Genomic DNA, 24,702 nt, shown 5'->3' with positions numbered 1-24,702 from the left:
AATTACAGATAAAGATTAGGAGATTGATATTATGTTATTAAAAAACCCGCAGACCCGTTTTGAGGAAATATACCAGATTTATAAGGAATCATTTCCAAATATTGAGCGCCGGACAAAAGACGATCAGAAAAGGGTTTTCGGTAATCCCTGTTATAAAGTCCGTGTGATAGAAGAGGAAGGAAAGATTGTGGCCTTTCTGGGATACTGGGATCTTACCTCTTGTGTTTTTATGGAACATTTGGCCACAACGGAAGTATGCAGGGGAAAAGGATATGGAAAACAGCTGGTACAAGAGGCTATGGAGGAAACGGAAAAACCTGTATTTCTGGAAATAGAACCAATCACGGAGGAGAACCCTATAACCAGAAGCAGGGCAGTATTTTATGAAAGGCTGGGATTTCACTCCAATTCCTTTTACTATGAGCAATTGCCTTTAAAGCCTTTGGATAAGCCGATTCAGCTGTGGGTTATGAGTTATGGAAAACCTGTGACGGAAGAGGAATTTCTTCCGTATAAGAAAGAAATCTATGAAATAGTATATGGTGTGGAGACTTTTGAAAAATAATTGAGAGTGAAGCCACGTACTGTCAGAGAAGCCGGCAATATGCCGGCTTCAGCTGTAGGGGAATACCGGAGGCTCAGATGAAGAATATTCCTAACTTAATTACAATGACGAGAGTGTTAGGAACCGTGGTTTTGTTGACAATGGAACCATTTTCAAGACAATTTCTCATTGTATATTTTTTATGCGGCATCAGTGATGTTTTGGACGGAATGATTGCGCGAAAGATGAATGCCGTAAGCAAAAGAGGTCAGATGCTGGATAGCATTGCTGATGCTTTCATGGTTATAGTTTTGTTGTCCATATTTGTTCCAAGCTTTCAATTGCCTTTATGGGGAATATATTGGATCGCTGCGATTGCTGTTGTCCGCCTGATATCGTTAGGTGTTGGTTTTATTCGTTATAGACAACTTGCATTTTTACACACGTATGCTAATAAGCTGACAGGGATTGCTTTGTTTACCTTTCCATTTCTATATATTGGAACAGGATTATATGCGGCGGCTATTTTGGTTTGTTTGATTGCAAGCATTTCGGCGATAGAAGAATTAATTATTAATTCTGTTTCTATAAAGTTACGGCGAGATATTAAATCCATATTTTCACTTAGAAAATAGAATAGTCAATCGGATATTCCCAATACGCTTCACTATTTGCTCACAGCGTGCACCGCTTTATCAGGCATAGCCTCATATCTGCTTTCGCAGCTTGTCAGAAGGGGCTTGCATCCCTTCTGAATATAGGAGCATGCACTGCTTTATCGGTCACAAGTAAGTCCAACACACCACTTATGTCCTTCCAGCATTGCAGTGGGGGACTTACTTGATGAGGTTAAAATATGAAAGATCAAAGTCAGACGTATCAAGTGGATTTTCTATCATGATTATCACAAATATAAATTTGAATTCGAGAGGTGGTATTAATATGGAAGTAAATTTATTAGTTGAGATTATAAAAGATCAGACAGTCCGTGCTTTATGGGAAGTGAAAAATGTTATTGATTGTGTACCAGATGAGTTATGGAATAAAGAGTATTGTGAAATGCCTTGTTGGAAACATATTTATCATATGCTTCATTCGCTTGATTTATGGTTTATCAATCCCAGTGATAAAGAGTTTGTAGAGCCTGAAATACATGAAAAGGACTTGAATAACTTAGATGTAATTCCCAGTAAATATCTTATAAGAGAAGAAATAAATGATTATTTTGCTGATATTGATATAAAAGTAAAGGTTTACCTTTCACAACTAACAGATAGCCAACTTCTAGATACTCCGCCTGATTGCGGATACAACAAATTCACTTTGATTTTAGCGCAGTTCAGGCATTTACATAGCCATATGGGAATGATAATGGGATTTATCATTGACGACACAGGCTTATGGCCAAGAGTGTTGGGATTAGAGAATCCGTTTCCTATAGGAGAATATAGAAGATATTTTTAGTTATAAAACTCAAAATAGGAGTATGAAGTTCAATTCGTCTATAGGGGTAAGTGAAACTAGGAAGTTGATGGAGCTTTTTATTATGTTTTTTCACATAAAGATTTTTGGCCGGCATTAAGCCGGCTTTTTTAGTTCGCTCAAATATTCACAAAAGCCGTTTCTTCACAGGATGGGCTGCAAGATGCATATATTGGTTTTAGTAGAATAAAAATTGTAATTAAAATGACTGAAGGAGTCGGTGGAAGTGAATCAATATAAAATTTGCGTATATGCAATCAGTAAAAATGAAGAACAATTTGTAGACCGCTGGATGGATGCAGTATCCGAAGCCGATGCTGTCATTGTGACGGATACAGGCTCAACCGATCATACGGTTGAAAGACTTCGGGAAAGAGGAGCCATTGTTTATGAAGAAACTATATCCCCATGGCGGTTCGACACAGCCCGCAATGTGGCGCTAAGCCATGTCCCCGAGGATATGGACATCTGTGTTTCTAACGATTTAGACGAGGTCTTTGAGTCAGGATGGCGGCAAAAGCTGGAAGAGCTATGGAGGCCGGAATACACACGTGCACGATACTTATTTACTTTTGCTTTTAATCCCGATGGTACCCCCCAAAAGCAGTATCCTATGGAAAAAATCCATATCAGGCATGGCTATCGCTGGGTACATCCGGTACATGAGGTTCTGGAATACAGCGGTTCAGGTTCTGAGAAAATCTCATGGATCAACGGGTTGGCCCTCAATCACTATCCGGATTTATCAAAGCCAAGAAGTCAATATCTTCCCCTTTTGGAACTATCTGTTCAGGAGAACCCGCTTGATGACAGGTCTATGTTCTGGTTAGGAAGAGAATACGTGTATCATGGAAATTTTGATAAGGGTATTGAAACGCTGAAGAAACACCTTTCCCTTGAAACTGCTCAATGGAGTGAGGAACGAAGTGCCTCCATGCGCTTTATTGCTCAATGTTATGAAGAGAAAGGGAATATGAAAGAGGCCAGATCATGGCTCTTTCGGGCTTTGGCGGAATGCCCGGATGTCAGGGAACCATATCTTGCTCTGGTAAAATCAGCCTATAAGGAAAAAAACTGGCCGTTGACCTTCGCCATGGCAGAAAAGGGTTTAACCATCTCAAGAAATTCAGGAAGTTATCTGGTTGACCCAGAAAGCTGGGGAAATGCTTTGCATGATTACGCTTCCGTCAGTGCTTACAATATGGGTATGTATGAGAAGGCCAGGGATTATGCCCGTATGGCCTTGAGCATAAATTCTTCTAATAAAAGGCTGCAAAATAATCTGCTATTGATTGAAGACAGGATCAAAAAACAGGAAAAGGCGGAGGAATCATCATGAAACTAAAAATCTGTGTTTATGCTATTTGCAAAAATGAGGTCCAATTTGTAGATAAGTGGATGGACTCCATGAGTGAAGCTGACCTGATTGTAGTCACGGATACCGGTTCTGATGATGGGACTGTTGAAAGGTTGAAAGAACGGGGTGCGGTTGTATATGTGGACATAGTTAAGCCGTGGAGGTTCGATGTGGCGCGGAATATTTCCCTGGATCATGTACCGGAGGATATTGATATCTGCGTCTGCACGGACCTTGATGAATTATTTGAGCCAGGCTGGCGTAATCAGCTGGAGGAAGCATGGCTTAACCATAGACCGGAAGGTTCTGTGTCTACTGCAAAAATGGGAAGATACCCTTATAACTGGAGCCTTAAGGAAGATGGGACTCCAGACATTCAGTTTTATTATTTTAAAGTGCATAGCCGGCAGGGGTTCCGTTGGAAATGCCCTATCCATGAATATATCCAATATACGGGAAATTTACCTGTTGAAACCATATATATCGAAGGAATGATTCTCAGCCATTACCCAGACCCTGAAAAATCCCGGGGTTCCTATCTTCCCCTTTTGGAGCTTGCTGTGAAGGAAGCTCCGGAGGATGAGAGGATGCGGTATTATCTTGGAAGAGAATATATGTATAAAAGCCAATGGATAAAATGCATGGAAACACTTAAGGATTATCTGGCTATGCAGGCTGCTGTATGGAGTGATGAGCGATGTGCCGCTATGCGCTGGATTGCAAAATCCTGCTATAAAATGGGAGACTTGAATGGAGCATATGCCTGGTATTTTAAAGCCATTGCAGAAGTGCCGGATATGCGTGATTCCTATGTGGAGTTCTCTAAAATGTGCTATGAAATAAAAGATTGGGCCATGACTTACTTTTTAACAAAAGAAGCTTTAAAGATAAAGGAAAAGTCGAGGACCTTTGTCAATATGGGATATTCCTGGGATTATACACTGGATGACTATTGCGCCATAGCTGCCTATTGGCTGGGCATGCCGAAGGAATCCCTGGAACATGCAAAGAGTGCTCTTGAATATGCCCCCGATAATGAACGGCTAAAAAGCAATTTTAACATTATTGCAGCCGCACAAAAATCAAATCATCCTTAAAAATGGAACGTATTATTGATGACATTCTAATATGTTCCTTAATGGATTTTTAGAAAGGGTGTCGTAATATGCAATATGCCAGTGATGGCCATGAAATTAACCCAGCGGCGGCTATACAGGAGTGTTCAGGAAAAGTTTGCAGATGTAACAAAGGATGCTGTTCTATGGGGCCTACAGGTCCAACGGGTCCGACAGGTCCACCGTAACTCTCCTGACCTTGAGAGCCGTATTAGGTAATGGAACTGTTACCCTAGCTTGTGATGCAGAATTAAACAGCGGTGACGTAATTGGTTTGTTTTATGTATCAAGTGGTTTATTCTTAACTCTCAATCTTGGAGGAGCCAATACTGGAGGAATCATATGGTCTGTTCATCAGATTGTATAGTATAATAGAATTGCAATATTAAATTTAATTATATTATAAAAGTTATCTCGAAGTTTATTCAAATGCTATATGTAATTTAAGAATATGCATAAACTTCGGGATAACTTGTTTATTGTAGATCCTCAACACCTCTTTTTCATGTCTATGGATTATTTCTAAATCTATATTAATAGAAAACAAGAAAATTAAATTATCCTCATAATTCTGAACAATGTTCCATTGCACAATTTTCGCTGGGGAGGTATTATTGCAGTTAAGAAAAGTTAATGCAATTTCGGAGGAGGGACATCATGGTTAAACTAAAAGATAACTATAAATACTATGAAAACGAGCGCGTAGAAATGCGGAGAGTATTGTGCGGATCCCCGTTATGGTGATGGAGAAGGTTATTTCTGGGCAGATATACCTGACGGGTTGTGTGCCTCAAGGAGGTTTCAAATTAGGTAAGGTATGTGGGTGAACATATGGAATCAGTGGAAGACACATCCCGTAAAGAGACCAATGCCATTAATCAAGTGTATTACAGCATTACACAGATATCTGCGGTAGTTCAGAGCGATACATCCACTGCTAAGCAGAGCTCTACTTCCAGTGAAGAGATTTCCTCAAAGGCCAATTTACTGCGTGAAGAAGTGAAAAATTTAAAATTACTAATCGTAAATAAGAAAGCCATTCAACAAACATTTGTTCATTTTCCAGGTTAAAAACTGGATTTTATGTTCTTTTTGACGATTTATCCAAGAAGATATTGAATTAAAAATCTCCTTATGATACGATGAAGCTGGTCAGTTATTTCTAAATTAATTATATAAGGAGGTTTTTTATAAATGGATATCCGTTATTCAGCAAATCAGAAGGATTTCAAACGTTACACAACAGAAGAAACCAGAAATGAGTTTTTAATTGAAAATTTATACGTAGCCAATGAGGTAGTTGCAGTATATTCTCACGTAGATCGTATGGTTACCTTAGGCTGCATGCCAACAACAGAGACAGTTTCCATAGACAAGGGCATTGATATCTGGAAAAATTTTGGTACAAGCTATTTCCTTGAGAGACGTGAGGTTGGTATCTTCAACATTGGCGGCGCAGGAAAGATCATTGCAGATGGGGAAGAATTCAAGATGGGATATAAGGACTGCTTATATATCACCAAGGGAACAAAGGAAGTGACTTTCTCCAGCGAAGATGGATCCAATCCGGCTAAATTCTACATGGTGAGTGCTCCTGCTCATAAAGCATGTAAGACCACATTTATTCCTATTGAAAAGGCAGCTAAGAAGCCTCTGGGCGCTATGGAAACCTCCAACAAGCGCGTGATCAACCAGTTCATCCATCCGGACGTACTGGAGACCTGCCAGTTGTCTATGGGTATGACTGTTCTGGATCCGGGCAGCGTATGGAACACCATGCCATCCCATACCCACGAGAGACGTATGGAGATTTACATGTATTTTGAGATTCCGGAGAACAATGTAGTATTCCATATGATGGGCGAAGGTAATGAGACTAGACACATTGTTATGCAGAATGAGCAGGCAGTAATCAGCCCATCCTGGAGCATCCATTCCGGTGCTGGTACCAGTAACTATACCTTTATCTGGGCAATGGGCGGAGAAAACCAGGCATTCGATGATATGGATACCATTCCTACAACTGAGTTAAGATAATTTATTTTTATAATAAGGCAGATGCGCTATTTCCAGTGCATCTGCCTTTTGTTTGCCCGAATCGGAATATCGTTTCTAGGTCAGGGGAATAATCTGGTGATCAGCTATTTCTTTCTAAATCGTGTGAAATCTCTGTGAAAATGTAGAAATACGCCTTTCCATTTGATACAATAACACTAATAAATACTTTGTGATTTAAAGGATCTGATTTCAGGAGGTTATATATGGAACAGTTAAAGATATTAGTAGTGGATGATGAAGCCAGAATGAGAAAACTGGTAAAGGATTTTTTGAGCGTAAAGGGTTTTTCCGTGGTCGAGGCGTCCAACGGCGAAGAAGCTGTAGATATCTTTTTTGAACAAAAAGATATTGTGCTGATTATCCTGGACGTGATGATGCCTAAAATGGATGGCTGGGAGACCTGCAAAACAATCCGTAAATACTCCCAGGTTCCCATTATCATGCTGACTGCAAGAAGCGAAGAACGTGACGAGCTACAGGGCTTTGATCTGGGAGTAGATGAATACATTTCAAAACCTTTCAGCCCAAAGATTTTAGTGGCCCGCGTGGAGGCCATATTAAGGCGCAGCAATGCCGTTCCCGCAGATGCAGTGGAAATAGGGGGGATCTGCATTGACAAAGCGGCCCACCAGGTCACCATTGACGGTAAAGACATCGAGCTAAGTTACAAGGAATTTGAGCTTTTGGCTTATTTTTTGGAAAATCAGGGAATTGCTCTGTCCAGGGAGAAGATATTGAACAATGTCTGGAATTATGATTACTTTGGAGATGCCCGGACCATAGATACCCATGTGAAAAAGTTGAGAAACAAGATGGGAGATAAGGGAGACTATATAAAGACTATATGGGGAATGGGATATAAATTCGAAGTATAAGGAAAGGATACCATTTGAGGTGATTAAATGAAGCATTCCATCAGGGCGCGTTTTGCTATAATTTTTGTATGTCTGATGGCCTTGGTCCTAATTTCTACATGGTTTGTAAACAACTGGTTTCTGGAGAGTTTTTACACCAACGATAAGGTGCACACTCTGGAGAGAGCCTATACGCAGATCGACAGGTTAGTAACACAGGCGAATGAAAGCGGGAAAGGAATCATTGATTATTACAAGGATTCTTATGATCCGAATTTTAAAAATGAAGGTCCGGCCCAGAAGATGTTCCGAACCATGGGAGAAAAATATAATCTGATGGTGGTGTTGATCGACAGCACCACTGACGAGGCCCTTATGTCCACAAACGGGGATCAGCTCTTTTTAAAAAACAGGGTAGAGGCATATATATTCGGAAAGAACGTACCGGAAGCCAGTATTTTAGAAAGACACGACAATTACATTGTTCAGAAGACATATGACAGGCGTTCCGATTCTTATTATCTGGAAAGCTGGGGGTATTTTTCTGATAATAAAACTATTTTCCTCATGTCTGTCCCTCTTGCCAGCATTACGGAAAGTGTGGCACTGGCGAACCGATTCCTTGCTTATGTAGGAGTGGTGGCGCTGTTCATAGGAAGCATATTTATATATTTTACCACAAAAAGAATTACGTCTCCTATTTTACAGCTTGCCAACTTGTCAGAAAAAATGTCGGCGTTGGACTTTGATGCCAAATACACCGGTGCAGAGGAGGATGAGGTCGGGGTACTGGGCAACAGTATGAACCAGCTGTCCAACACCTTAAAGGATACCATTGGGCAGCTTAGGGCAGCTAACGAAAAGCTGCAGAAGGATATTGATGAAAAGATAAAGATAGATGAAATGCGTAAGGATTTTATCGCCAATGTTTCCCACGAATTAAAGACACCCATTGCCCTCATTCAGGGATATGCGGAGGGTCTTACGGAAGGGATGGCGGAAGATCCGGACAGCAGAGATTATTACTGCGGAGTCATTATGGACGAGGCAGGTAAAATGAATACCATGGTCCGTCAATTACTTAATCTTACTGCTCTTGAATTCGGCAATGACAGTATTGAGATGGAGCGCTTTGATCTGACGGAGCTGATCCGCGGAGTCATTAATTCGGCACGAATTCTGATACAGCAAAAAGGGGCAGAAGTGAAGCTGGAGGATTGCGGTCCAATTTATGTATCTGCTGATGAATTTAAAATAGAAGAAGTTATTACAAACTACTTAAATAATGCGTTGAATCATTTGGAGGGTGAGCGTAAGATTGTATTTACGGCAGAGGAGAATGGAGAGGAAGCTCTTGTAACCGTATTTAACACCGGTCAAAATATCCCGGATGAAGACTTACCTAATATTTGGACTAAGTTTTTTAAGGTGGATAAGGCACATACAAGGGGATATGGGGGTAGTGGTATTGGCCTTTCCATTGTTAAGGCTATTATGGATTCCCATAATAAGTCCTGCGGTGCCCGCAATGTGAAGGGCGGTGTGGAGTTTTGGTTTACTTTGGATTGTTATAAAGAAAATATGTAGTATATTATATAAGTGAATAATATAGCCGATATAAATATAGGAAGATAAACCGGGAATTGCCATGAGGTGTATTCTGTGAAAGGAGATTGAAAGGGATGGATATTGGCGCAATGAGCATGGAGATGAGCCTTGCTAGAGTACAGCAGAGTGCAGGAATCAGCGTTGCGAAGAAAGCTATGGACTCTCAGGAAGTTGCTGCGGAGGGATTGCTTAAGATGGTGGAGACGGCGTTTCCTAAACAGATGCCTGTAAATGGGATTGGGCAGATTGTTAATACTAAAGCATAAAGAGGGAAAGGGGGATGCCGAGGCATATCCCCTTTTAGATAGTGACAAGATAACACTTATTTACATGGTATTTGGCAGACCGGTATTTCTATTAAAAATGAAGATGGAAAAATATTTAAAAATATTAAAAAAAGACTTATCTTTTATTCCCTTTGATACGATAATGTACATGAAAGGAAGTTAAATAGAGACATAGTTAAATTCTTTAGAATCCTAAGTCATCTACTCTTCCGAAGACACAAGTGTCAGAAATTTGGAGCCATAATTGCGGATGGTACCCCGCATAGGTTCCGTCAAAATTATTTTCTTATTTCCTAATTTTAATTAGGAAAACATTACATTCAGGGAAAAGGATTTCCCTGTAACACATTCAAGGAGGAAATACATATGAGAATTCAACACAACATCGCAGCTTTAAACTCACACAGACAGTTAGGAACCAACAACACAGCAGTAAGCAAGAACCTTGAGAAATTATCTTCTGGTTACAAAATCAACCGTGCAGGCGACGACGCAGCTGGTCTGGCTATTTCTGAGAAGATGAGAGCACAGATTACAGGTCTTGAGACAGCTCAGAAGAACGCTAATGATGGTATCTCTCTGGTACAGACCGCTGAAGGCGCTTTAACAGAAGTTCACTCTATGTTAAATCGTATGGTTGAACTGGCTCACCAGTCAGCTAACGGAACTTATCAGAATGATATTGATCGTGAGAACCTTCAGAAGGAAGTAACTTCCTTAACATCTGAAATTGACCGTATCGCCAAAGGCACAAACTTCAATGGTCTTAATCTGCTTGATGGTACTCAGTCTTCTGGTTTAACACTACAGATTGGTGATACTTCCGATACCTTCAACCAGTTAACAGTAACAATCGGTAATATGGATGCTGCTAGCCTTACACTTAGCGGTGTAGATATCAGCACTCAGACTGGCGCTCAGGCTGCAGTTGCTACGATTAAGGATGCAATCAATGCTGTATCCAGTACCCGTGGTGATTTAGGTGCTTTACAGAACCGTCTTGAGCATACAATCAACAACCTTGGAGTTACCAGCGAAAACATGACAGCAGCTGAGAGCCGCATCCGTGACGTTGATATGGCTAAGGAAATGATGTCTTATACCAAGAACAACATTCTTGTACAGGCTTCTCAGGCTATGCTTGCTCAGGCAAATCAGCTTCCTCAGGGAGTTTTACAGTTATTAAAGTAATTCTCTTGCTATTCCGTTTTGACAACACTTCCCCCGGAAGAACTTTCTTCCGGGGGAATTTTATAATAAATCAGGAGGAGTTTTTATTATGAAGTCTGTAACGCGGCTTTCCCAATGCATGATTGTTAAAAATGAAGAAAAGAATATCCGGCGTGCTTTAAGCTGGGGAAAAGATATTGTCTGGGAGCAAATCGTTGTGGACACTGGTTCTTCTGACAATACCGTTGAGATTGCAAAAGAGATGGGGGCAAAGGTTTTTCATTATTCCTGGAACGATGATTTTTCTGCTGCCAAGAATTTTGCCTTGGAACAGGCGAAAGGAAACTGGATTGCATTTCTGGATGCGGATGAGTATTTTTCTGACGGGGAGGCGAAAAAGATCCTGCCCCTATTAAGAAAACTGGATAAAGACCTTTCCCCTGCCCTACGGGCCGTGGCATTGAATTGTACAATGGCTAACCTTAATGATTCGGGAGGAGTGATTAACATATTTCCTCAATGCCGGATTTTCAGGAACATCCCGGAACTTCGTTATAAAAACAGGATACATGAATCGTTATCCCTTTCTGCTGATATAAAATTAACAATTCTTGATGCAACAGAGGATCTTACCATTAGCCATACCGGCTATGCAGAGTCTGTCTACGAAGAGACGGGGAAGATAGATCGGAATATTTCTCTTTTAAAAAGAGAATTAGAAGAAAATCCTTTAAATGGAGATACATGGTCCTATCTGGCAGATTCTCTTTATGTGGTAAATCGGTTTAATGAAGCAGAAGAGGCTTGTTTAAAGGCCATAGAGCGGGAAGAGTCTTCTTTCGGTAAAGATAGAAAAAGGGGAGACTTTACAAAGCTGATTAAGATAAAATATAGAAAGAATTCTGGACAGGAAGAAGATATTATAGCTATTTATCAAGAGGCAAAGGATTTCGCAGGCTCTTCCCCTGATCTGGAATATTGGACGGGATTATGGTTTTATCAGCGGGGAGAGATGCAAAAGGCCAAACGTTATCTGGAACAGGCTTTGAATTTGCTGGATCAGTATAAAGGAGATGGTAAGGTAGCAATGGTGGGGGTTCTCGCTGAGGTATATCAGATGCTTTTTGGAATCTGCAAAATGTACGGGACTCCGTCTGATGTGATCCGATATGGGGTTCTGTCTCTTAGAATGAATCCGTATCTCTTTACTGTATTAATGGACATGCTGTTGCTCTTGAAACAAGAACCGGGTGAAGAAGAAACTGCTGATGCCACATTTGGCTTTTTATCAAAGCTTTATGACCTTTCTTCTTTTAAAAATAAGGTTTTCTTAATAAAGGTATCGGAAAAAGTCCCCTATCCTGCATTAGAAAAACAGGTTTATGCTATGTTGTCAGAGGTGGAGCGTGAGTCTCTCTCAAAGGTAGGAGATATTTTTTAATAAGTGTTAGAAAGATAAAAATCGTAATGGATAGTTGAATAGCTACAAGTGCTATGCATGAGAGTTCAAAGGAAAAGACGCATTGAAATACTGCTGGAATAATAGCATTGCGTAATAGAAAGTGTAGGATTTATGAGGATACCGAAAATTAGTGTAATAATGTTGACATACAATCGAGAAATGTTGGTCAGGCGGATGATCGAAAGCATTCTTGCCCAAACATTTACGGATTTTGAGTTTATTATCGTAGACAATGGTTCGACAGATCGATCTGGCGTAATTGTCGATGAGTATGCCCGAAAAGATGCCAGGATCAGTGTGATACATAGAGAACGTGGTAATATCGGATCGGGGCGCAATGCGGGATTGAAGATTGCAACAGGCGACTACATTACCTTTGTCGATGATGATGATACCTGCGAACCAGACCTATTGGAGTTTCTCTATACTCTCGCTATTGTATATAATTCCGATGTTTCTATATGTGGTGCAATGAAGGATGAGGATGGAGAGGTTATTCCGGTTGGTGTGTTCAATGACATTCTTGTGATGAATGCTGAGCAGGCGATCATTGCCCTGATGTGGCGAAAACGCTACAATACAGGGTTTCCTACTAAATTGATTTCCCGAAAGGTATACCAAGGACTGTACTTTGACGAAGTTGGACGGTATGATGATATATCTCTGATGTATAAAGTCTTGGGAAATGCCGGAACCGTAGTATCATATGGTTTGCCGAAATACCGTGTTTATCGCCATAGGGGGAATAATTCATGTATCACCACAAAAGATGGATTGATTACTGCAGAATATTTGGAGTCGTATCGTAATGCATATCGTGAACGTACCGTATGGCTATGTAAACATTTTCCGCAGCAGTCGAATTATTGGTGGTATTTTGATTGGTCGTTTCAGATTTCAATGGTAAATAAGATTTTTATAAACAAGCTTAACGGTTGTGCAGCGCATCTTTTGGAGATGAAAAGCGAGCTGGCAGAGCATAAAGGTGAGTTTTTAGCAAGTCCACATATTCTTGATTTTGAAATAAAATGGGTAGAGAGGTATATTTAATGGAAAGCTTCAGAAAAGAATACGATATAATACAACGGCAATGGAATGGTAATCTGCAGACAGCGGATCAAGCATTCCGAGAATTTGAACAAAAGGTTGCGGGCCGGCCGCTTGTGCTGTTTGGGGCAGCCTGGATTGGAGATTTTGTATATGAACGACTGGTCTCCAGAGGAATAGAGATTACTTGCTTTTGTGATAATTTTGTGAAGGGGGTTACCCCTGCAGGCCATACTCCAATCATTACTGCTGACGAGTTAATAAAGATGTATCCTACAGCCGTAGTCATTATTACCAATGATAAAGCTTGCTTTATCATTCGCCAGCAATTACTTGATTTAGGCTTTGGAGAAGACCAATTACTTTTGTTAAAACAGTTGGATCACCAACAGCTGGATTTACAGCAGTTTAGCTTAGACCAATTACAGCCATACATTGACGGTTATGAGAGAATGTATGATTTTTTTACAGATGAGATATCCAAGCAGATTATTATTGCCAGGATGAAATCATACCTTTTTGGTACTTCTATAAAAAAATCTGATTCTCCCCAATATTTTGAAAAAGGTATCATACAGTTGAGTGAGCATGAAGTTTTTGTGGATGGTGGTTTTTTTACAGGGGACACAGCTGAAGAATTTATTCGTCAGACAAATGGAAAGTTCAATTATTACTATGGTTTTGAACCGGATATTTTATCCAGGGAAAAGGCTCGGAAAAACTTGAGTCAATATGAATGCAACTCTAATATTGAAGTTATTCCACGGGGACTGCACAGTAAGCAGACAAAGCTGAAGTTTGCCTCATCCAATGGCGCACAGGCTTCTGGAGGAACGATAATAGAAGATGCTGATATAACAGGAGATAATGTGGTTTCTGTGGATGTGACCTCGCTGGATCATTTCTTTGCAAACACGTCGGAGGTCCCTACTTTTATCAAGATGGATATTGAAGGAGCTGAGAAAAATGCATTGCTCGGAGCGAAAAATGTGATTCAGACAGCTAAACCCAAGCTTGCCATTTGCGTTTACCATAAGCCTGAAGATCTCTATGAGTTAACAGAATTAATTCATAGTTATAATCCTGACTATAAATTTGTCTTACGCCACTATGCTCATTATTTTTGGGAAACGGTGTTGTATGCAGTCTAAATAAAGGAGTTTCACAGTATGAAAAAGTTGAATAATGCAAAGGAAATACGCCATTTTTATGATGGCTCAATGGAATATGATGAAATTAATGAAGAATTAAATCTTTTAAAAGTGTGTTTGATCACTACTCATCGCTGTACTTTAAAGTGTAAGCTGTGTGCAGAACGTACTGCCTACTTTGAGAAACGATACCATCCAACACTTGACGAAATATATAAAAGCTTGGATCAATACTTCCGGCTGGTTACTTTTACTGAGAAAGTTGACGTTTCTGGTGGTGAACCACTTACTAGAAATGATTTATCGGATATAATGCGGAGGCTTCTGAGGTATAAAGATCAGTTTGGGCGGGTGCGTATTTTAACAAATGGGACACTTGTTCCAAGTGATGAGCTATGTGCTGTTTTGAAGCAATTTAAAGATCAGGCAGATGTGTTGATTGATGATTATGGGAGTATTTCCCCTAATGCTACAGCTGCTAAACAAAAACTTAAAGAATATGGAATAGATTTTATTCTGCGCCCTCAAAACGAAAAAGAACTGCATTTTGGAGGCTGGATTGATTATGGTGATTTATCATTAAAGAATACTCCTGAAGAAGCAGAAAAGTTATTTAAAAAGTGTGCCATTAACGCAAAGATTGGTCTTGCAATCAGAATACGAGATGGAAAATTAACACCGTGTATGGTAACTGATCAATTAAATGGGCTGAAGGGGGTTCAAACTCCTTCGGAAGAAGTTGTTGACTTGTTTGATGAGGAATTATCGGATAAAGAAAAACGTAAGAAGATTATTCATTTCTTCCAGATGAGCTATTTTGATGCATGCAGATATTGCAATGGACTATGTTCGGATAGCAAACGGTATTTGCCTGCCGAACAGTTACACATTGATTCATAAAGTAAGAAAGGAATTTATTATGTTCATTTTGGAAAAGTTTTCCCTTGTTATTCTTACACGATGCAATTTGAAATGCAAATTATGTTGTGAATATGTACCGCAAAACAAACCGTTTCCTGATATGACTGTTGAGGAAGCACAGAAAATATTAGATGCAGCATTTGATGTAGCAGATAGGATTAAAACACTGCATTTAACGGGAGGTGGGGAGCCTTTTTTGCACCCCAGGCTTTCCGAACTTATTGAAGTTGCAATGGGCTATGAAGAATGTTTTGATAAATTGATGCTTTTTACCAATACAACAGTGCCTGTTTCTCAAAATATATTAAATACTATTAAACGCTATAAAGAAAAAATTGTGGTACAGTTGTCGCTTTATGGAATTAATCCGGAAAGGGAGATAAAGACTGTTAAAGCCCTTATGGATGAGGGAATAACCTGTAAGATTGAAAAGTATTATGGAGATGATCAATCATTTGGTGGCTGGGTAGATTTTGGTGGCTGGGAAGCAAAAAACAGAATGCCAGAAGAACTAAACCGAGTATTTCATAGTTGCTCGGTCACCTCTATTCTTCGCGGAAACTGGCGCACTCATAACGGTAAAGTCCATTGGTGTTCGCGCTCTCAGAGGGGGATGGAACTGGGGCTGATACCTGATGTTCCAGATGATTATGTTGATTTATTAAGTGATAACTTAAGCCGCCAGGAAAAACGTGATAAGTTCCAGAAGATTGCAAATGCAAGATATCTGTCTGCCTGCAATTATTGCAGTGGGGATGCAGGGACTGATGATAAAGCAAAACGTTACCCGGCAGCAGAACAATTATTGTAATAAGGAGCTATACGGATTATGGAGCAGGTCATTATTTATATACAAGCTTTTAATGCAGAAACTACAATTGAACGCGCATTAAACAGTATACTTAACCAAACGCATGAAAAGTGGATATGTTATTGTGTGGATAATGGTTCTATAGATAAAACAGGTAGTATTATTGAAAAATATGCTCAAATAGATGGCCGAATCAGGCTTGAGAGATTGGAAAGGAATAATATATGGTATTTCTTTGATGCTCTCCCTTCAATACTTGATAATTATAATGGAGGATATTTTACAGTTCTTGATTCTGATGACGAGTATATGCCCACGTTTCTGGAAAAAATGTTATTTGAAATTGATATGAATGACCTTGAAATTGCTTCATGTGGAAGTGAATTTATTAAAGCTTCCACTAATACTGTTATGAGTGCTCGAAAAACTAACAATACCCTTATTTTAGAAGGGGAGAGCTTTGGCGGATATTTTGCAAGTTACCATCAATTTATGCGAACGATATGGGCAAAGTTGTACCATATTCCTCTTATAAAGCAATGTAATTTTGATTTATCCAGGCAGGTTTGTTACGGTGGAGATACTATTTTTGCAATAGAGACCTTTCGTCATGCAAAGCGCGCTGGGATTTTCCCTGAGATATTGCATAGGTATTATGTGTCTCCTAAGTCATCATCTTACCAATTTATGCCCTTGCGCATAGATTCCGATCGTTTGCTTTTTGAATTCACGTGCGACTTTTTGCTCAACAAAGCAGGATATCTTACTTCAAGAAATGAAAGTTTCTTATTGATAGTCTACATGAATGCGATAAAGGACACGGTAGCTGTACTCCTAAATTCACAGGCTTCGATTGAAACAAAGATATCTGGTGTTATTGATATTTTTACTCATAAGTATACAGAGAAAATCATAACGAAGAATGACTGGGATTTGACATTGTTTAGCCGAGCCTCCGTGTTAGGACAGCGCCAGGACTTCTTTACCGATGTGATAAATTGGATGTTTGCACTTGATGAAGTTCCGGATGCGTTGGTTCAAGGTTACTGTGATGTAGGTGAGAGGTTGTGTGATGCCATAGGGGAACCGGAAGGTGCGCTTTCCTTCAGGGGAATACGGGAAGTATATGAGATGCGGCAGAACTGAAAGGATGAAGCAGCCAATTATCTGGCAGAACCTTAAGTTGAAGTTGATTTGATTGTTGATCCGATTAACAATAAATCAACATAGAAAACAGCTATTTATTCAAATGTTACCTTATAAAACAATGGTATATAATAAGAAGAATTTTATTTAATATCCTGATTTTAGCTCGTCCTGTCTACCATTTTTGAGACAGCACTCAAATTGCCGAAATCAGGATTTATTTATTTTCATCATTATCTTAAGATTTATAGAAAATTTCCTGACAACTTTCTTGACAAATTCTGTAAATAAATGTAGAATATAGTAAGAAAAATTACAGAAAAATTAAAAAAAAAGGAAAATCCTGTTGAATTTAACTGGAGAAGGTAATTTTCTTGTGGTGAAATACAATTCCCATGATTCTTCAAGGGGAATGAAAGTGAGGAGCAATAGGATGAATGGGATATTTGGAAATAACATTTCCATGGCGGAAAAGACTTTGGATTACCTGTGGTCCAAACAGTCGGTAACGCTGGATAATATCGCCAATGGCGAGACCCCAGGTTATAAGGCCCGTTATGTTACTTTTGAGGATGAATTCCGTAAACGCTTAATGGCCAGCAGAGAGGGCACATCAAAGGATATAGGCAGAATCATAGGCAATTCCAGACACTTTATCCATGAAACTAAAGATGAATCAGCAAGAATGGACGGGAACAATGTCAACATGGATGTAGAGAATGTGGAACTGGCTAGGACAACTCTTCAGTATCAGTATCAGCTGAATGCGTTGAATAGTGAAGTAAGCAGGCTTCGCACGGTTATTAAAGGCTAAAACGGGAGGTTAATGAGATGGAACAGATGTTTATAAGGCCTATCGTCCCCATGGAGTCCATTGGGAATATAGGAAGCGAAAAGAAAGTGACAGCCGGACAGGATGGAAGTTCGGTGTTTCGGGATATATTTAAAGAAGCCATACAGAACGTAAAAACCACGGATGAAGATTTGACGGTACAAGAATACTTGCTGTCAACAGGCCAGATTGACGATGCACATACCGTGCCTGCGGCGGCGGCAAAAGCCCAGTTATCTGTAGAACTCTTATCATCTCTTAGGAACAAGGCACTGGAATCCTACAATGAGATTATAAGAATTGGCGTTTAAGTAGATAACAGGGCGGACAGGTATAATGGAGAAGATAAAGGAACTTTTAGAAAAGCTTAATGATAAAGTAAAAAAAGCCATAATCATCGGCGCAGTTGGCGTGGCGGTTGTGGTGGGAGCGATAGTGATCGCGCTGTCCATGCGGGAGAAGCCATACGAGGTAATGTTCCCAAGTGTCAGCAGCGAAGAAGCCAAACAGATCATTGGAAAATTACAGGAAGACGGAATCGATTATCAGTATCAAAACGGTGACATTCTGGTACCTACGCCCCAGTTGGATACTACCAGGGCAAAGCTTGTTTCGGAAGGGTATCCGAAAAGCGGTTTTACATATGATGTGTTCAGAAATAATGTAAACTTGATGACTACAGATTCAGACCGGCGCAGGTTTGAACTTTATGATCTGGAAACCAGAATCGGTTCCACAATTAAGGTCTTTGATGGCGTGCAGGAGGCATATGTAACCATTGCTTTGGGAGAACCCTCCAAATATGCACTGTCTGATGATAAGACACAGGAGCCCAGCGCCCAGGCTGTTGTGGTTATGAAAGATGGAGGATCTCCGACAGAGGAGCAGGCAAAGTCCATCCAGCTTCTTATATCCAGAAGTATCCCTGGAATGGTCATTGACAATGTCTCTGTATTTGACGGAAACGGACGGGAAGTTACCACTGGTTCCGATGATGAGGACATCAACACCGGCAAGGCCGGAGAAGAGATCACAAGGCTGATCGAAGACCAGATTTCAGCAAAGGTATTAAATGTCCTTGGTCCTGTATACGGAAACGGCAATGTCCGGGTATCCGTAAAGGGCACGGTTAATATGGATAAGCTGATTCGGGAGAGCATTGTTTACAATACGCCTGAAAAGATAGATGAAAAGGATAAGACAGGTCTTACTTCTGAGGAATCCATATTCAAGGAGTATTCAGGAAGTGGGCAGAATGCTTCCGGTGTGGCCGGTTCAGAGGCCAATGCGGACATCCCACAGTATAATGCGGGAGGAACGGCTGAAGAGAATGCATATGGTTCCAGCAGCCTGACCAGAAAATATCTTTTAAACCAGATAAAAGAACAGGGTCAAGTCAATCCGGGAGCTTTGGAAAACCTGACTGTATCCGTAGTGGTAAATGGGACAGGATTCGGAAGTATGACGATTGACGACATACGGGATCTGGCTGGAAATGCGGCTGGAATCCCTCAGGCAGATCGTGCGGAAAAAATAACCGCCGTGGCGGCGCCCTTCTATACTGTAGAGGTGCCTAAGGCACCTGAAACTCCTGTGGAAGCAAGCACCGGCGGCATTTTGGTTAATCAGTGGATTCTGATTGCAGCTCTGGCGGGAGTACTTCTTATCGCTCTGATTATCATTTTGGCGATAAGACATAGACGGAAGAAAGACGCTCTTATGGAGGCCATGGAGATAAGCCAGGAAGATGTTCCGGAGCTGCCGGATATGGTGGAACTGCCGGAGGAGGAAGAAGAAGAACAGGAGATTCTGGAGCCTGAAGAAGACAGGGGAGCAGAACTGCGCCAGTGCGTCCGCGATTTTGCTGAGCAGAACCCTGAGATATCAGCTCAGCTGCTGAAAACATGGTTGAATGGAGGCGGTAACAATGGTTGATCTAACCCCCGAACAAAAAGCGGCGACAGTGGTTGTTTCACTGGGAGTGGATAAGGCTTCTAAAGTATACAAGTACTTAAGTGAGGACGAGATTGAGAAATTAACTCTTGAAGTGGCAAAACTTGGTCATGTGGAAGCAGAGCAGACGGAAGCCATTTTAGATGAGTTCTACAAGACCTGTCTGACTCAAAAGGTAGTGACTGACGGTGGCCTGGAGTATGCAAGAACTGTTCTGGAAAAAGCATTTGGTGAAAGTACTGCCAACAGCCTGCTTCAAAAGGTTACACAGTCTCTGAAATCCAGATCATTTGGATTTATTCGGAAGAGCGATGTAAAAAACTTGCTTTCTGTCCTGCAGCATGAAAGAGCCCAGATCATTGCACTGGTACTTTCTTATACAAATGAGGAGATGGCAGCCCAGATTATTTCAGAGCTTGCCCCTGAAAAACGGATGCAGGTCGTTGAGTCTATTGCCAGAATGGAGAGTGCGTCTCCTGAAGGAATTAAAATTGTGGAAGAGGAGATCAAGAAACGGTTCTCCGGCATCCTTACTACCGACTACACCAGTGTGGGCGGTGTTGATTACATAGCAAACGTTATGAACCACATTGACCGGAGCAACGAAAAGCTCATCTTCGACGAATTGGGAAGAAAGGATGCAGAACTGGCGGATACCATCCGCAAGAAGATGTTCGTATTCGAGGATATCATTACCATGGACAACCGCTCTATCCAGCGTTTCATCAGAGAGTGCGATATGCGTGACATGGTTTATGCCCTTAAGAATGCAAACGAGCAGATTACAACTGTTATTTTCTCCAATATGTCAACTCGTATGAAGGAAAGCATCCAGTCCGATATGGAAGTTACAGTTAATGTACGCTTAAAAGATGTGGAAGAGGCTCAGCAGCGGATTGTCGGTATCATTAGGCGTCTGGAAGAGGAAGGCGAGCTGATCATCAATAAGGGCGGAAAGGATGATGTCATTGTCTAATATTATAAAGTCTGTGCAGATGGCGGATCGCGTTCTGGAATACGGATTTACCAGGGAATTTGAAGATATCAGGGTAAAAGAAAGCGAAAATCCGGAGACGGAATGTGGGCAGGAGGAGTCTGCGGACCAAGAATATGACAGGTATCTTCAAACTGCTGAATTGTACGAAGATGCTATAAGGAAGACACAGGTGATTCTGGACCAGGCCAGGACGGATGCAGAAGATCTCCTAAACCAGGCCAGGACGGACGGGGAAAAACTCCGCGTTCAGGCAATGGAAGAAGGCCGTCAGGCCGGATATGACGCGGGATATGAGGACGGTTTCCGTAAAGCCTACGAAGCCCATAAAGAGGTCTTAGATGCGCGCGAGGAAGAATTCCTGGAAGCGATGAAAAACGCAATTGAAAGCGTTACGGAAGAAAAAGAAAAGTTACTGGACAAATATATTGACGATTTAAAAAAGGTCACTCTTACGATTGCAGAAAAGGTGATTCAGACCAGTCTGCGCTCCAGCGGAGAGATTATTAAACGCATGATCGTGGCTGCTGCGGGAAAGCTTAAGAAAACCCAGTGGATGAAAATTTATGTATCCCAAAGGGATGCAGGAATGATGATACAGGGAGATGTGGGACTGTTAAGTGAATTGTCCCACATTTCCGGGAATATCAAGATCATTGCTATGGATCATGAGGAGGACGGAGCCTGTATCATTGAGCTTCCGGAGGAGATTATTGATGTCAGCGTGAATACGCAGCTGGAAAATATAAAAGGAATACTTAATAACGCCAGACTGTAACAGGAGGAGCCTGCATGTTTAAGGAATTGACGGATCTCATTACGAAGACTGAGACAATCGACCATATCGGGAAGATTGAAAACATTGTGGGGATGTCCATGGAAGCCTCCGGAGGAAGGGCCAGTATCGGAGACATAGCCTATATTTACAATGAAGACCGGCAGGAACAGATACCGGTGGAAGTGGTGGGCTTTAAGGATGACAAAATACAGCTTATGGCCTATGAAAATATGAATGGAATTGCAGCGGGCAGCTTTGTTCGGAATACAAAACGCAGGTTGAAGGTACCGGTAGGAGATTTTTTAAGAGGTCGAATCATCGATGCAAAGGGAGAACCAATGGATGGAAAAGGACCTTTTGAATCTCCCCGGTACTATTACGTTGAAAATCCTTATATCAACCCCATGACCCGTCCGCCCATTACGGACAAGCTGGAATTTGGGGTCAAGGCCATTGATGGCTTAAATACGATTGGAAAAGGCCAGCGTATCGGAATATTTGCAGGCAGTGGAGTGGGTAAAAGTACCTTACTGGGCATGATTGCCAGGAATGTAAAGGCAGATATTAACGTAGTGGCTCTGGTAGGGGAGCGCGGAAGAGAAGTCCGTGAATTTATAGAAAAAGACTTAGGACCGGAAGGAATGAAACGTTCCGTACTGGTGGTGGCCACCTCAGACCAACCGGCCATGCTTCGTATGAAGTGTCCATTGGTTGCCACTACCATAGCTGAATACTTTAAGAATCAGGGCAAGGATGTATTGCTTATGATGGACTCCCTGACCCGATTTGCTATGGCACAGAGAGAGATAGGACTTGCAATCGGAGAGCCTCCGGTGGCAAGAGGCTATACTCCCTCTATTTATGCGGAGTTTCCAAAGCTGCTGGAACGGAGCGGTAACTTTGGACAAGGTTCCATTACAGGAATCTACACGGTCTTGGTGGAGGGTGATGATACCAATGAGCCCATAGCCGATACGGTGAGGGGTATTGTGGACGGTCATATCGTACTGAGCCGAAAGCTGGCCAATGCCAACCATTTCCCGGCAATTGACGTAAGTGCAAGTATTTCGCGTCTGATGACCAACATCGTTTCAGAGGAACACCGGAAATTAGCTTCCCAGATCCGGGATATGTTAAGCCTATATGAGAAAAATGAGGATCTTATCTCGATTGGTGCTTATAAGAGCGGCACCAATCCAAAGCTTGATATGGCTATATCTAAAATAGATAAAATCAATCAGTTCTTATGTCAGGGGATACAGGAACAAGCCAGCTATGAAGAGGTCTTAAAGAAAATGAAGATGATTTTATCATAGATGTTGAAAGGGGAAGGGGAGCATGAAGAAGTTTAATTTTCCGCTTAATACAGTATTGAATTATAAGGACCAGGTCCTGGATAATTTAAAGAACGAACACGCTCAGATTGTGGATAAGGTGGTAAGGCAGGAACAGAAGGTTGAGGAATTGTCGGACCGAAGAAATGATGCCTGTACCCGATTTAAGGCAGAGATAGGTAAGGGTATCGCCGTTAATATGATGAGGGAATATGAAACCTACATTACCTTCATGCAGAAGAAAATTCTTACCGAACAAGGAGTTCTTCAGAAACTGCAAAGAAAAGAGGAACAAAAGCGGGAGGAAGTGGTGGAGGCCAGAAAAGAGGTGGTTTCCATTGAAAAGCTGAAGGAAAAGAAGCTTTTGCAGTATAACAAAGAGGTTTTGCGAAGCGAAGAACTGTTCATTGAGGAGTTCGTTTCCAACACAACCTCAGTACATGGAAGCAGGTAATCCTGCCGTAAAAACTTACGGCAGCTACCATAAAATCAAATGCTTAAGGGCATGAAAAGAAAGGAGTGAGAAGATGACAGAAGTAAAAAACAGCAGTGTGGATTTGTTATCCAGACAGCTGACTGGCAGTAGGAAAAAGGGAGAAAAGGCAGCTGACGGCCTATCCGAGTTTAAGGCCATGCTAAAAAGCGGCAATCAAAAGAAGGATGGAAAAAGTCAGGAATCAGGGGAGTCCTCAGATGATAAGCTGTCTGCGGCAGAAGTGTCGTCAGAGGCCGCAGCTTTGGCTGCAGCAGCTGGAATGGCTAGAGTCCAGGAGCCGGAGGAAAAGTTCCAAATAACAGGACAGAAACCGGCGGATCAAATTATGGAAACCATAGGAGCGGCTGAAGAAACCGTTTTAGTACCGGAAGAAACCGTAAAAATTCAGACAATGGATTCGTTCCGTGCTTTAGATCGGTTCCGTTTTCACCAGCTGGCAGAAAACAGCATGGGAACAGAAGGCCTTGCAGATGATAATCTGGAAACCTTGACGAATGGTTCAAAGGAAATGCCGGAACCCCATTTTCCGGAAGCAATAATGCAAAAAACAGGTGAGAAGAATCCTGTAATTCAGGATATTGCCGGAGAGAATCCGGAAGCAGCTGTAAGATCGAAAGAGAAAAAGGATAATCTACCGTTACAGCCGCTAATGAAGGAAGCAGAGACCGTTTCAGATTCAGTAGAAGAGAAACAGACGGTAAATCTTCTTAAGAGCGGTTCACAAGAAAAGCCAAGCCCTGGAGAAGAAGATCAGGACAAAATCCAGAAAAACCTTCCGGAAAAGTCTTTTGAGCCTGTACGTTTCTGGAATAGTTCTATTGAAAAGCCTGAGGAAGTCCATATGTCTGTAAGAGCAGATCATTCAAAAGAATTGGAAGCAAAGCTATCGGAACAGATTTTAAAACAGATTCGCGAAGGAAATGGGGAATTGGATATCCAATTAGAACCTCATAACCTTGGAAAAATCCGGATCAGAATTTCCTATGAGGATAATCAGATCAGCGTTTCCCTTCTTTGTACGGAAAGCAGAACTTTAAAGCTTTTATCCCAGTCAGCAGGCGATTTAGGATCCATTCTGGAATCTAATTTAGAACGGCCCTTCCAGGTTCTGGTAGACAAGCAGGAACCCGATTATTTAAACCAGCAGCAGGAACATGGCAGCAGACAGGAACAGCGTGGACAGCATCAGGAAAGCCAGAGGGAAGAAAACAGCGGGGATTTTATACAAAAGCTGAGGCTTGGAATTTTTGAGACGGAAAGCGCCGAAGAAAGCGGCGTTGGTTACAGATAAGGAGAGAAATA

The 24,702-nt window shown here is 41.3% G+C and carries 26 protein-coding genes; all 26 read left to right on the top strand.

Features of this window, described 5'->3' with window-relative positions; translation table 11 throughout:
* The first annotated feature begins 31 nt into the window (after nt 1-31).
* The 26 genes from BMX69_RS15870 (at nt 32) to BMX69_RS15740 (ending at nt 24,691) form a co-directional block, all read left to right on the top strand.
* A complete protein-coding gene (locus BMX69_RS15870; protein ID WP_100042877.1) occupies nt 32-565 on the top strand; it encodes a GNAT family N-acetyltransferase in 534 nt (177 codons plus the stop codon).
* A gap of 77 nt (nt 566-642) precedes the next feature.
* Nucleotides 643-1,179: a CDP-alcohol phosphatidyltransferase family protein gene (locus tag BMX69_RS15865; protein ID WP_054790094.1), complete on the top strand. Its 537-nt coding sequence runs from the start codon at nt 643-645 to the stop codon at nt 1,177-1,179.
* 307 nt (nt 1,180-1,486) lie between these two features.
* Nucleotides 1,487-2,008 carry a hypothetical protein gene (locus BMX69_RS15860; protein WP_054790168.1) on the top strand — a complete coding sequence of 174 codons (522 nt, stop codon included), beginning with the start codon at nt 1,487-1,489 and terminating at the stop codon, nt 2,006-2,008.
* Nucleotides 2,009-2,252: 244 nt separating this feature from the next.
* Nucleotides 2,253-3,365, top strand: coding sequence for a tetratricopeptide repeat-containing glycosyltransferase (locus BMX69_RS15855; protein ID WP_100042876.1), 1,113 nt, complete (start codon nt 2,253-2,255; stop codon nt 3,363-3,365).
* Nucleotides 3,362-4,480 (top strand): tetratricopeptide repeat-containing glycosyltransferase, encoded by a 1,119-nt coding sequence (locus tag BMX69_RS15850; protein ID WP_054790095.1) that lies wholly within the window; start codon nt 3,362-3,364, stop codon nt 4,478-4,480. Before BMX69_RS15855 ends, BMX69_RS15850 begins: the two co-directional genes overlap by 4 nt.
* Nucleotides 4,481-5,329: 849 nt before the next feature.
* Nucleotides 5,330-5,569: a hypothetical protein gene (locus BMX69_RS15840; RefSeq protein ID WP_100042875.1), complete on the top strand. Its 240-nt coding sequence runs from the start codon at nt 5,330-5,332 to the stop codon at nt 5,567-5,569.
* A gap of 123 nt (nt 5,570-5,692) precedes the next feature.
* Nucleotides 5,693-6,535 (top strand): 5-dehydro-4-deoxy-D-glucuronate isomerase, encoded by an 843-nt coding sequence (gene kduI / locus BMX69_RS15835; RefSeq protein ID WP_054790098.1) that lies wholly within the window; start codon nt 5,693-5,695, stop codon nt 6,533-6,535.
* A gap of 224 nt (nt 6,536-6,759) precedes the next feature.
* Complete coding sequence (locus BMX69_RS15830; RefSeq protein ID WP_100042874.1) at nt 6,760-7,431, top strand: response regulator transcription factor; 672 nt, start codon at nt 6,760-6,762, stop codon at nt 7,429-7,431.
* Nucleotides 7,432-7,458: 27 nt separating this feature from the next.
* Nucleotides 7,459-8,997: a sensor histidine kinase gene (locus tag BMX69_RS15825; protein ID WP_100042873.1), complete on the top strand. Its 1,539-nt coding sequence runs from the start codon at nt 7,459-7,461 to the stop codon at nt 8,995-8,997.
* Between the two features lie 95 nt (nt 8,998-9,092).
* Complete coding sequence (locus BMX69_RS15820; RefSeq protein ID WP_100042872.1) at nt 9,093-9,284, top strand: YjfB family protein; 192 nt, start codon at nt 9,093-9,095, stop codon at nt 9,282-9,284.
* Nucleotides 9,250-9,468, top strand: a complete 219-nt coding sequence (locus tag BMX69_RS24490) for a hypothetical protein (protein WP_054790099.1) — start codon at nt 9,250-9,252, stop codon at nt 9,466-9,468. The genes BMX69_RS15820 and BMX69_RS24490 overlap by 35 nt, the downstream gene beginning before the upstream one ends.
* A gap of 203 nt (nt 9,469-9,671) precedes the next feature.
* Nucleotides 9,672-10,496, top strand: a complete 825-nt coding sequence (locus tag BMX69_RS15810) for a flagellin N-terminal helical domain-containing protein (protein ID WP_054790100.1) — start codon at nt 9,672-9,674, stop codon at nt 10,494-10,496.
* An 88-nt stretch (nt 10,497-10,584) separates the two neighbouring features.
* The gene (locus tag BMX69_RS15805; protein WP_100042870.1) at nt 10,585-11,916 is read left to right on the top strand and encodes a glycosyltransferase; all 1,332 of its coding nucleotides are present in this window, start codon (nt 10,585-10,587) and stop codon (nt 11,914-11,916) included.
* Between the two features lie 132 nt (nt 11,917-12,048).
* On the top strand, nt 12,049-12,987 hold the full coding sequence (locus tag BMX69_RS15800) for a glycosyltransferase family 2 protein (protein ID WP_100042869.1): 939 nt from the start codon (nt 12,049-12,051) through the stop codon (nt 12,985-12,987).
* A complete protein-coding gene (locus tag BMX69_RS15795; RefSeq protein WP_157724428.1) occupies nt 12,987-14,135 on the top strand; it encodes an FkbM family methyltransferase in 1,149 nt (382 codons plus the stop codon). Before BMX69_RS15800 ends, BMX69_RS15795 begins: the two co-directional genes overlap by 1 nt.
* An 18-nt stretch (nt 14,136-14,153) precedes the next feature.
* Nucleotides 14,154-15,035: a radical SAM protein gene (locus tag BMX69_RS15790; protein WP_054790104.1), complete on the top strand. Its 882-nt coding sequence runs from the start codon at nt 14,154-14,156 to the stop codon at nt 15,033-15,035.
* Nucleotides 14,956-15,867: a radical SAM protein gene (locus BMX69_RS15785; protein ID WP_100042867.1), complete on the top strand. Its 912-nt coding sequence runs from the start codon at nt 14,956-14,958 to the stop codon at nt 15,865-15,867. The genes BMX69_RS15790 and BMX69_RS15785 overlap by 80 nt, the downstream gene beginning before the upstream one ends.
* An 18-nt stretch (nt 15,868-15,885) precedes the next feature.
* Entirely contained in the window at nt 15,886-17,013 is a 1,128-nt protein-coding gene (locus BMX69_RS15780; protein WP_054790108.1) for a glycosyltransferase family 2 protein, read from the top strand.
* A 433-nt stretch (nt 17,014-17,446) separates the two neighbouring features.
* Nucleotides 17,447-17,827, top strand: coding sequence for a flagellar basal body rod protein FlgB (flgB, locus tag BMX69_RS15775; protein WP_100042866.1), 381 nt, complete (start codon nt 17,447-17,449; stop codon nt 17,825-17,827).
* A 17-nt stretch (nt 17,828-17,844) separates the two neighbouring features.
* Nucleotides 17,845-18,156 (top strand): flagellar hook-basal body complex protein FliE, encoded by a 312-nt coding sequence (locus BMX69_RS15770; protein WP_100042865.1) that lies wholly within the window; start codon nt 17,845-17,847, stop codon nt 18,154-18,156.
* A gap of 25 nt (nt 18,157-18,181) precedes the next feature.
* Nucleotides 18,182-19,780 (top strand): flagellar basal-body MS-ring/collar protein FliF, encoded by a 1,599-nt coding sequence (gene fliF / locus BMX69_RS15765; protein ID WP_100042864.1) that lies wholly within the window; start codon nt 18,182-18,184, stop codon nt 19,778-19,780.
* On the top strand, nt 19,773-20,774 hold the full coding sequence (gene fliG, locus BMX69_RS15760) for a flagellar motor switch protein FliG (RefSeq protein ID WP_242941275.1): 1,002 nt from the start codon (nt 19,773-19,775) through the stop codon (nt 20,772-20,774). The genes fliF and fliG overlap by 8 nt, the downstream gene beginning before the upstream one ends.
* On the top strand, nt 20,767-21,570 hold the full coding sequence (locus BMX69_RS15755; protein WP_157724426.1) for a FliH/SctL family protein: 804 nt from the start codon (nt 20,767-20,769) through the stop codon (nt 21,568-21,570). The genes fliG and BMX69_RS15755 overlap by 8 nt, the downstream gene beginning before the upstream one ends.
* Nucleotides 21,571-21,584: 14 nt before the next feature.
* Nucleotides 21,585-22,886: a flagellar protein export ATPase FliI gene (gene fliI, locus BMX69_RS15750; RefSeq protein WP_100042861.1), complete on the top strand. Its 1,302-nt coding sequence runs from the start codon at nt 21,585-21,587 to the stop codon at nt 22,884-22,886.
* Between the two features lie 22 nt (nt 22,887-22,908).
* The gene (fliJ, locus tag BMX69_RS15745) at nt 22,909-23,358 is read left to right on the top strand and encodes a flagellar export protein FliJ (protein WP_054790113.1); all 450 of its coding nucleotides are present in this window, start codon (nt 22,909-22,911) and stop codon (nt 23,356-23,358) included.
* A gap of 73 nt (nt 23,359-23,431) precedes the next feature.
* Nucleotides 23,432-24,691, top strand: coding sequence for a flagellar hook-length control protein FliK (locus tag BMX69_RS15740; protein ID WP_100042860.1), 1,260 nt, complete (start codon nt 23,432-23,434; stop codon nt 24,689-24,691).
* Nucleotides 24,692-24,702 lie beyond the last annotated feature (11 nt).

This window comes from Lacrimispora sphenoides JCM 1415, assembly GCF_900105615.1.
Lineage (GTDB): Bacteria > Bacillota > Clostridia > Lachnospirales > Lachnospiraceae > Lacrimispora > Lacrimispora sphenoides.
Note: the sequence above shows the minus strand (reverse complement) of the source record. Positions and strands in the feature narration are given on the sequence as shown.